An 8,854-nucleotide genomic window follows, 5' to 3' on the forward strand; every position below is an offset into this window, starting at 1 on the left:
GGCTCGTTTCAGATCCTGCCGCATACCGGTCAGGAAGGAAACAAACTGCGCGCCGGCAGGAGTGAGCGAAGCGCCTTTTCCGCTTCTCTCAAAGATCGCAAAGCCGACCTCATCCTCCAAAAGCCTGATCTGATAAGAAAACGTGGGCTGGCTGACGAACATGTTGTCGGCTGCCCGGCTGAAGTTCAACGTATGGGCAAGCTCTATACAATAATCGATCTGTTTCGTGGTCATGGTCTGTCCTCGCTATTTAAAAGTTAAATAAAGTATAGCGTGTTTCGATTGGACTTCGCAATACCACGCCGATATAATAAAGCCAGAGAAAAAACATGGTGTATGCCGGACCAGAATAACAGGAGGAACCAGTCATGACTAAAATACTGATCGCATTTTTTTCAAGAGCGGATGAAAACTACTTCGCAGGCGCAATGAGGTACGTCAAAGTCGGGAATACCGAGATCGTATGCGGCATCATCAAGGATCTGACCGGAGCCGACAGCTTCAAAATCGAGATGAAGGATCCCTATTCCCCGGTGTACATGACCTGTATTGAAGAGGCGAAGAAGGATCTGCGGGCGAAAGCCAGACCGGAACTTGTCTCCATGCCGGAGTCCATCGACGAGTATGACACGATCATTCTGGCTTATCCAAACTACTGGGGTACGATGCCTATGGCTGTGTTCACCTTCCTGGAGGCCTTCGATTTCACCGGCAAGACGATCCTGCCTCTCTGCACCAATGAAGGAAGCGGCATGGGCGGCAGTGAACGCGACATCAAAAAGGCCTGCCCCGGAGCCGTTGTAAAGAACGGTCTTCCCATCACTGGAAGCCAGGCGGCAAATTCAAAGGCAAGCGTGCAGAAGTGGCTTTCCGCGAACGGGCTGCTGTGAATCCCGGAAGGAAGGCTCATGAAACCATATTGAAGAATGAAAAGGAGAACATCATGGAATATATCGTTCTGAACAATGGAGTGAATTGCCCGGTGATCGGGATCGGAACCTTTATGCTCTCCCCTGCGGAGGCAGAGAACAGCGTCCGGGAAGCGCTGAAGATGGGCTATTTCCTCGTGGATACCGCCAACGCCTATGTCAATGAGCGTGCCGTTGGGCGCGGTATGAAAGAAAGCGGAGCCTCACGTGAAGACATTTTCCTCTCCACGAAGCTCTGGCCCAGCGAATATGAAAATGAGAAGGCCGTAGACGAGACCCTGGAGCGCCTTAGCGTGGACTACGTGGATCTGCTTTACATCCACCAGCCCGCAGGCAACTGGCTGGCAGGCTACTGCCAGCTGGAAAAAGCTTATAAAGAAGGCAAGGCAAAATCCATCGGCATCTCCAATTTTGAAGGGAAGTATATCGAAGAGCTGGAGACCAAATGGGAGATCGCGCCTCAGTTTATTCAGGTGGAGGCACATCCCTACTTTACCCAGCAGGAGCTTCGTAAGACACTGGACAAGTATGGCATTAAACTGATGAGCTGGTATCCGCTGGGACACGGCGATAAGTCACTGCAGAATGAGCCTGTATTCGCAAAGCTTGCGGAAAAGTACGGAAAGACGCCTGTGCAGGTCATTCTACGCTGGCATACCCAGATGGGTTTTGCCGTCATTCCCGGCAGCAAGAACGTCGATCACATCAAGGATAATCTCGATATCCTGGACTTTACGCTGACCGATGAGGAAATGGCTGAGATCGCGAAGCTTGACAAAGGCGTACGCTACTACCACAGGACTGATGAACAGCTCATCCAGTTCGCAGGCTGGAGACCTTCCTTCGAATTGAAATGAGGAATGCGATTCTGCTGACTGCAGTAATGGTTACTGCACTACTGCTGAGCGCCTGCAGTATTCATAAGAGCGAAACAGGTTCAGCGGTATCGGTACAAAACTTGGAGGAAACGGCAGCAACAGAGACTGAGGAAGGAGATCCGGAACTCATGGGATATGATTTTAAGCAGTTTAAAAATGTGAATATCACGGGGATCGATCTCTCTTTCCTCGGTGAAGAAGAACTGGCGATTCTCTATACCCAGGCACGTTACTGCCAGGCCATGACGGAGGCGGATATCGATACCATGAGGGAACTCGTCTCAGAGGATATGGTATACACCCATATGAGCGGCAGACAGCAGACCAGAGAAGAGTACTTCGCGGATATCGCCGACGGAAGCCTGAACTACTTTTCCATTGGGATCGCAGATCCGGTGATCAAAGCGGACGGTGACAAAGCGCAGATCACATACACCTCTGTGCTGAACGCCAATGCCTACGGTGCAAGAGGCACCTATCGCATGAAAGGCACCCATTATTATGAGCTTCGGGACGGCAGCTGGATCGCGGTGGGTAGATGATCGGGTAGAAATGGCGCAGATGACCGCTTTGGACCGGGATGAGAGATTCGCAGATTATTGACGGAGGAAGTTTATGAAAAAGAGAATGCTGCGGGATATCGAAGTATCCGAAGTGGGTATGGGCTGCATGGCTTTTTCCCACGGATACGGAAAGATCCCGGAAGAAAAATACAGTATCGAGGCGATACAGAATGCCTGTGATCATGGCTGCACCTTCTTTGATACAGCGGAGGTCTACAGCCCGAACCTCGCCGGAATCGGTCACAATGAACTGATCGTAGGCAAGGCACTGAAGGATGTTCGTGAGAATGTAGTCATTGTAACAAAACTGATGCTTCATGGCTTTAGTGTCGGCAGTGTATATAAAACGATCCGCAAGCATCTGGAAGGCTCCCTTGACCGCCTGCGGACCGATTACGTCGATATCTATTACCTCCACAGAATGAGCGGCGTTCCGGTGGAGAAAGTCGCAGAGGCTATGGGAAGGCTGATCGAAGACGGCCTGATCCGTGGCTGGGGGCTGTCACAGGTGGATGTAGACATCATCGACCGGGCACAGCAGGTGACGCCTCTCGCGGCCATCCAGAATATCTATTCCATGGTGGAAAGAGACTCCGAGGCAGAGATCATTCCTTATTGCATGAAAAACAACATCGGCTTCGTGCCGTTCTCTCCAATCGCAAGCGGCTTGCTCTCCGGCAAGATCACACCCCAAACGCAGTTTGAGAGAAATGATGATGTGCGGAACTGGGTGCCGCAGCTGTCCAGAAGGAATATTGAAGGCAATCAGCCGATCGTGGAGATGTTGAAAAGCTTTGCGGAAAAGAAAAAGGCAACCCCTGCGCAGATCTCACTTGCATGGATGCTGCACAAGTATCCGAACGTGGTGCCTATCCCTGGATCCAAGAACAAAGAACGGATCATTGAGAATCTGGATTCCGCGAATGTGGAGCTGACAGGCGAAGAGTTTACTGTTCTGGAAGATTCCCTGAACAGCCTGAAGGTTTATGGTCACAGGGGCCTCGGAGGATTTTAAGACCGGCTTATACAGGAAAAGGTCCCAATCTTTCGCAGTACGATACTATCTTCATCGGCGCTCCGGTTTGGTGGGGTGACTAGCCGATGATCATGTACACATTCTTCGAGGAAAATGCTGACGCGCTTGCCGGGAAAAGTCTGGTGCCTTTCTCCACACACGAGGGCTCCGGCCTTTCCGGGTTTGATAAAAAGCTCTCTTCTTCCATTCCCGGAAGCACAGTGCTTAGAGGACTTGCGATCCGCGGGAACGATTGCCGGAATAAACAGGATAGCGTCAGAGAATCCGTAAAGAACTGGATCACAGAATTAGATTATTAAACGAGGTTCTTGAAATGATTTTTGACAGAAACAAAAAAAAGGAAGTAATCGCGCTTCTCGGCGCAGGCAGCATGGGAACAGCCATTGTAAGAAGAATTGCCGCAGGCAGAAAGGTCCTGCTGGGCGATATCAGCGAAAAGAACCTGGAACTGGTCTCTCAGGATTTCCGCTACAGCGGCTATGATGTGGAGACAATGATCGCCAAGCGCGTCAATCACCTGCAGGCGCAGAAGGCTGCTGCAACAACCTGGAAAGAGCGCAGGGCCAGGATCAATACGATCAGCCCCGGCGTGATCGTGACGCCTCTTGCGTATGATGAATTTGCTGCCACTGGTGATGGTTATCAGAATATGATCGACACCTCAGCAGCAGAACGGACCGGAACGTCGGATGAGATCGCAGAAGCCGGAGCGTTTCTTCTGGGAGAGCATGCAGGCTTCATCACAGGAACGGATCTCCTGATTGACGGCGGCGTTATCGCTTCCATCAGGACGGGACAGTATAAACTGCATTGATCTGTTACAATAAGAACGCAACAGATGCCGTCTTTAATGATTGAGAAAGAAGGATAACAGAAATGAATGAATTATATGAGCTTACGAGAAAGCGGCGCTCTGTACGCAGGTATGGTACGGCCCATATTGACGATGAAGTGATCCATGAGATCATGAAGGTTGCCTTGACCGCGCCGACATCCTTTGGACATAAGCCGGTAGAATACGTTGTTGTGCGCGACAAGGATATGATCCGGAAGATCGGAGCCTGCAAGCAGATGGGTGGTTCCCAGATCAATGGCGCGGATGCTGTGATCGTCGTCATGGTCAAGACGGCGGACAAGCATCAGGCCGAATTCTGGATCGAGGATGGCACAATAGCGTCTGCCTACATTCTGCTCGCCGTAGAACAGTATGGGCTTGGAGCTTGCTGGGTGCATATCCGGAACCGCATGGGGCAGCGAGGTACTTCTGATCAGGAGATCAGATCCCTGCTCGATGTTCCGGATGGCTATACCGTGCTGAATCTTGTCGCTATCGGTGAGAAGGCCGAGGAAAAGAGGGCTTATACTGATGCCGACCTGCACACCGGGAACGTGCATTACGAGAAATATTAAGGAGAGACGATATATGGGTTTTGATTTGCACCGGGTTCAGCGGTATTCGATGCACTGACTTCAATTCTTGTAAAAATCGGCATTGAGGGCGTTGACTCGAACCTGGCGGCGGTTATCCGTACGGTGGTTGTCGTGATGAAGCTGCAGGCCCGAGTAAAACAGGCGCTATAACAGAATAACACCACTATGAGGCCCGGAACAAAAACAGTATCCGGGTCTTTTTTATGAAGATATTAAAACGTCCTTGACAAGTAGTTACAGGCAAGACGGTGAAAAGCATATTTGTTTCATGAGAGGAAAAAGTGCCTGAAACCGGTTATATGAAAAATCCGGGGACCAGGCGGATAGAGGTCTGGTTCCCGGACTCTGATTATTAACGCGGTATGTCTGACCGTTATGGCATCAGATTATTTTTTCTCATAACCGGTAATGATTGTCATAAGAAAACAGAATACGGTCAGCCATGCAAACATCTTATGCTTCTTCATTTTTTCCTCCTGCAAGATGATTTTGAGATACACTGTTTCTGAAGCCGGATACCCTGCGGCAACATCCTTGTTCGCAACGATTAGCTTTAACTAATGCTTTTATGATACAAGAGACTGCCCTGTTTTTCAAGCATGGGAATGTCCATGAGAGACCCATTGGCGGGCTTTAACATATTGAGCAGGCATTTTCTTATTTATTTTGATTTATTGTGCGCTCCTTTGAGGACCATGCCGGTCAGGGCGAAGAGAGCGATGGTGTTGGGGATGACCATCAGCTGGTTGAACAGATCGGAGAGCTCCCAGACAAGATCGTTGGAGGCCAGAGTTCCGAGGAAAATGAAGACCAGGGAGATGATCTGGTAGACGATCACGGATCTGTGGCCAAACAGGTAGATCGCGTTGATGCGGCCGAACATATTCCAGCTGAGCACTGTGGAAAAGGCAAAGAAGAGCAGGCAGACCGCAACAAAGATGCTGCCGAATGCAGTCCCGAATGCTTCCCCGAAAGCAGTTTGTGCCAGGTTTGTCCTGGCGATGGTCTCGCCGGCTGCATTGATCTCGTTTCCCGTAAATCCATTCGCAAGAATGCCCCCGGGTGTGTACAGGGTGGAAATAATGACGAGGGCATTGAGGGTGAGAACAATAAAGGTGTCAATGAAAACACCGATAATGGCGACAACTCCCTGGTCGTGAGGCGTCTCGACATTGGCCTGAGCGTGCGCGTGGGGCGTGGAGCCCATACCGGCTTCGTTGGAAAAGAGGCCGCGCTTGGCACCCTGGGAGATGGCGGTCTTGAGTGCCATACCGAAGCCGCCGCCTATGATCGCCTGGGGATGAAAAGCGTAACTGAAGATCATGGCGAAAGTGGCAGGTATATAGCGAATGCGCATGAGGAGGACGACCAGGCCGCCTGCCAGAAAGACCGCCGCCATGATGGGGACGATCTTTTCCGTGACATAGGCCAGACGTTCCATCCCGCCGATGAAGATGACTGCACAGGCCAGGACCAGGATGATTCCGATGACCCAGGAAGGAATACCAAACGCTGTCTGCATTGTGGAGCCGATGGAATTGGACTGGACCATGCATCCGAAAAAGCCCAGTGCCAGAATGATCGCCACCGCAAAGAAGTGAGCCAGGAATTTGCCAAAGGCACCCTTGAAAGCGGTTCTGATGTAGTAGACCGGTCCGCCCTGAATATGGTTTTTTCCGGTATGGATCCTGGTCTCCTGGGCCAGAACGGCTTCCGCGTAGATCGTTGCCATGCCAAAAAAAGCGATGACCCACATCCAGAAGATGGCACCGGGGCCGCCGGTCAGAATCGCGCCGGACGCACCGACGATATTGCCGGTACCGACCTGGGCTGCAATGGCTGTCGTCAGTGCCTGGAAGGAACTCATACCCTTTTTATGTTTTTTTCCGTTGAGGGAAAGATTGCCAAATACATTCCTTATCCCTTCGCCAAAGCACCGCACCTGAACAAAGCGGGTCCTGAACGAGTACCACAGTCCGATCAGTAACAGCAGGATGACCAGGACATAATCCGAGAGGTAGGAATTGATTGTCTGAACAATGGGCAGCAGCATGTGAAAAATACCTCCTGTTCTGTGGAAGGATGCCGGACAATAAAGAAAGACCACCGATATTCCGGCGGTCTCTTTTGCATGGTGAATAAAGAATCTTGAAAAGACCCTGTCCTTTGACCTGAGAGTTTCGGCGGCGTACAGGCCGCTTTGCACCTTCGGTACTCACACAAAAATGAGATTCTCCAGAGTGACATCCGCATCCGGTCTGGATCTGAGCATTCCGGATGTTTCAACTGTACGATATTAAAGAATTAGACGTGGAGAACTCTAACATGGATTGAACATTCCGTCAAGTGTGGACATTCCGGGTTTGCCTGTCTTTGCCTGTCTGGCCCGATACGTCGATCAGTTACTTCGAAGGGGCGTGGACAGTATCCCCGGTACAATCCAATCCCTGAAGGGATGAGTACGGGAGTTTATCTTTTCTATAAAAACGATTATACTGTTAAAAGCAGGCATTCTCTTGAGAGAAGTTGATTATACTGCGTATTGTTTTTGGAGGAATATTACAATACTGACTGTCTCGGGATTCGAGGAGTTTTTGCGTGGTTTCCAACGCAAAAACCCGGGTTAACGGAGGAATGGATCTGGTTATATCTCCTGAAACCTTTCCGGAAATGTAAATACGCTGATCATGATTATGGTATGTGAAAAAGACTCAGACGATTGCTGCGGTCGCGGCCAGCCTGCTCACACCGTTTTAAATATATTCCATATTTAAGGATATGCAGTATTCGAGGGGCAAATAATGCAGTATACCAACATAGAAAACGTGGAAAACGTGGAAAAGCTGTCAACCTGCGTGCTCTACCCTGATGGGCAAAAAAAGCAGGGAGAAGCTGCTGTTCTTTCTGAACATGTTCTTAACGTGATCATTAACGAGCAGCCTGCCTACAGGCTGGTGTGTACAAAGAATGATCTGAGAGAGCTGGTGGCCGGAAGGATGCTTACGGACGGATTGATCGGAAAAGCAGATGACATTTATAAGATGTACTTCTGCAAATATGAAAATGAAGTCAGTGTTTTTTTGAAAAATGATATAACATGGGAAAACGTGATACCTGAGGTTCCGACCTGCTGCACAGGGAACAGGGTATTTGCCATGAAGGACCAGGCGGACAGATTGAAGAGAGTCCCGGAATACAAATGGAAAACGGAATGGGTATTTGGACTTTCTGAAAAATTTGGAAGGGAAAAGGGGATCCACAGCCTGACCTGCGGAAGTCATTTGTGCATTCTGGCAAGCGCGGGAAAAACACTTTATGTAAGCGAAGATATTGGCAGACATAATGCGCTTGATAAGGCGGCGGGGTATGCTCTGCTCAACCAGCTGCCTCTTTCAGAATGCATGATCTTTACATCAGGACGGGTTCCGGTGGATATGGTTGAAAAAGTTATAACAGCGGGCATACCGGTCCTGGTTTCAAAGTCGGTTCCCACAAAAGAATCTGTGGATATGGCAAGAGAATACGGTCTTACCCTGATCTGCAGGGCCTGGCCTGATAAGTGCGAGATATTCTGATCTGCATGCACAACAGAAAAGGAATATAGAAAGTGAATAAGGCCGTCGAGAATCAATTCAGTACATCCTGATGTCACTTGCTAAGACTGTTACAAAGAATGTCAAAAAATGATTTGGTAAAGAATGATTTTGATTTAGCAAAGAATGATTTGGTAAAGAATGATTTAGCCTGAATTATTCATGGACACCAACGCAAGACCATGCCCCGTGTCTGGTGCCTGATTTTTACCAGTTATCTCTGAGGAATCCCAGCTACCGCTTGAAAAAGGGCATACTTCCCCTACAAATATCAAGGGATTCCTGCGAGATTGTCAATGTTTCTTATTGCATCATATCAGGGATGCAGAAGTGGCGGCCACTATACTGCTGCTGGTTTCAAGCCCCTGATATTTGCAAGTGTTTGGTAGTATTCCTTTTTATAAGGACAGCTGCTGCAAAGTTT

Annotated in this window: 10 protein-coding genes, 1 pseudogene and 1 riboswitch; of the genes and pseudogenes, 9 read left to right on the plus strand and 2 right to left on the minus strand. The window is 49.5% G+C overall.

Features of this window, described 5'->3' with window-relative positions; all coding sequences use genetic code 11:
* The coding region (locus BLT02_RS16350; protein ID WP_139187708.1) for a LysR family transcriptional regulator at positions 1 to 234 on the minus strand (234 nt) is incomplete at its 3' end.
* A 134-nt stretch (positions 235 to 368) separates the two neighbouring features.
* Here BLT02_RS16350 and BLT02_RS16355 point away from each other — a divergent pair.
* The 8 genes and pseudogenes from BLT02_RS16355 to BLT02_RS18065 all read left to right on the plus strand — a co-directional run.
* Positions 369 to 890: a flavodoxin gene (locus BLT02_RS16355; protein ID WP_092998016.1), complete on the plus strand. Its 522-nt coding sequence runs from the start codon at positions 369 to 371 to the stop codon at positions 888 to 890.
* Between the two features lie 53 nt (positions 891 to 943).
* Positions 944 to 1,786, plus strand: coding sequence for an aldo/keto reductase (locus tag BLT02_RS16360; RefSeq protein WP_092998039.1), 843 nt, complete (start codon positions 944 to 946; stop codon positions 1,784 to 1,786).
* Between the two features lie 149 nt (positions 1,787 to 1,935).
* Positions 1,936 to 2,349, plus strand: a complete 414-nt coding sequence (locus BLT02_RS16365; protein WP_175453913.1) for a nuclear transport factor 2 family protein — start codon at positions 1,936 to 1,938, stop codon at positions 2,347 to 2,349.
* Positions 2,350 to 2,422: 73 nt separating this feature from the next.
* Positions 2,423 to 3,385 carry an aldo/keto reductase gene (locus tag BLT02_RS16370; protein ID WP_092998022.1) on the plus strand — a complete coding sequence of 321 codons (963 nt, stop codon included), beginning with the start codon at positions 2,423 to 2,425 and terminating at the stop codon, positions 3,383 to 3,385.
* An 86-nt stretch (positions 3,386 to 3,471) separates the two neighbouring features.
* Positions 3,472 to 3,705 carry a flavodoxin gene (locus tag BLT02_RS16375; RefSeq protein WP_092998024.1) on the plus strand — a complete coding sequence of 78 codons (234 nt, stop codon included), beginning with the start codon at positions 3,472 to 3,474 and terminating at the stop codon, positions 3,703 to 3,705.
* Between the two features lie 14 nt (positions 3,706 to 3,719).
* The gene (locus BLT02_RS16380; protein WP_092998027.1) at positions 3,720 to 4,220 is read left to right on the plus strand and encodes an SDR family oxidoreductase; all 501 of its coding nucleotides are present in this window, start codon (positions 3,720 to 3,722) and stop codon (positions 4,218 to 4,220) included.
* Positions 4,221 to 4,282: 62 nt separating this feature from the next.
* A complete protein-coding gene (locus BLT02_RS16385; protein WP_092998030.1) occupies positions 4,283 to 4,816 on the plus strand; it encodes a nitroreductase family protein in 534 nt (177 codons plus the stop codon).
* A gap of 54 nt (positions 4,817 to 4,870) precedes the next feature.
* A pseudogene (locus tag BLT02_RS18065) lies at positions 4,871 to 4,954 on the plus strand (EamA family transporter); the annotation flags it as partial.
* Between the two features lie 544 nt (positions 4,955 to 5,498).
* On the opposite strand, the gene BLT02_RS16395 reads toward BLT02_RS18065, so the two are convergent.
* Positions 5,499 to 6,890: an alanine/glycine:cation symporter family protein gene (locus BLT02_RS16395; protein WP_092998033.1), complete on the minus strand. Its 1,392-nt coding sequence runs from the start codon at positions 6,888 to 6,890 to the stop codon at positions 5,499 to 5,501.
* Positions 6,891 to 6,986: 96 nt separating this feature from the next.
* Positions 6,987 to 7,086, minus strand: a riboswitch (glycine riboswitch).
* A gap of 552 nt (positions 7,087 to 7,638) precedes the next feature.
* Here BLT02_RS16395 and BLT02_RS16400 point away from each other — a divergent pair.
* On the plus strand, positions 7,639 to 8,412 hold the full coding sequence (locus BLT02_RS16400) for a formate dehydrogenase accessory sulfurtransferase FdhD (RefSeq protein WP_092998036.1): 774 nt from the start codon (positions 7,639 to 7,641) through the stop codon (positions 8,410 to 8,412).
* The last annotated feature ends 442 nt before the right edge of the window (positions 8,413 to 8,854 follow it).

The sequence above is a fragment of the Sarcina sp. DSM 11001 genome (assembly GCF_900101015.1).
Taxonomy (GTDB): Bacteria; Bacillota; Clostridia; order Lachnospirales; family Lachnospiraceae; genus CAG-791.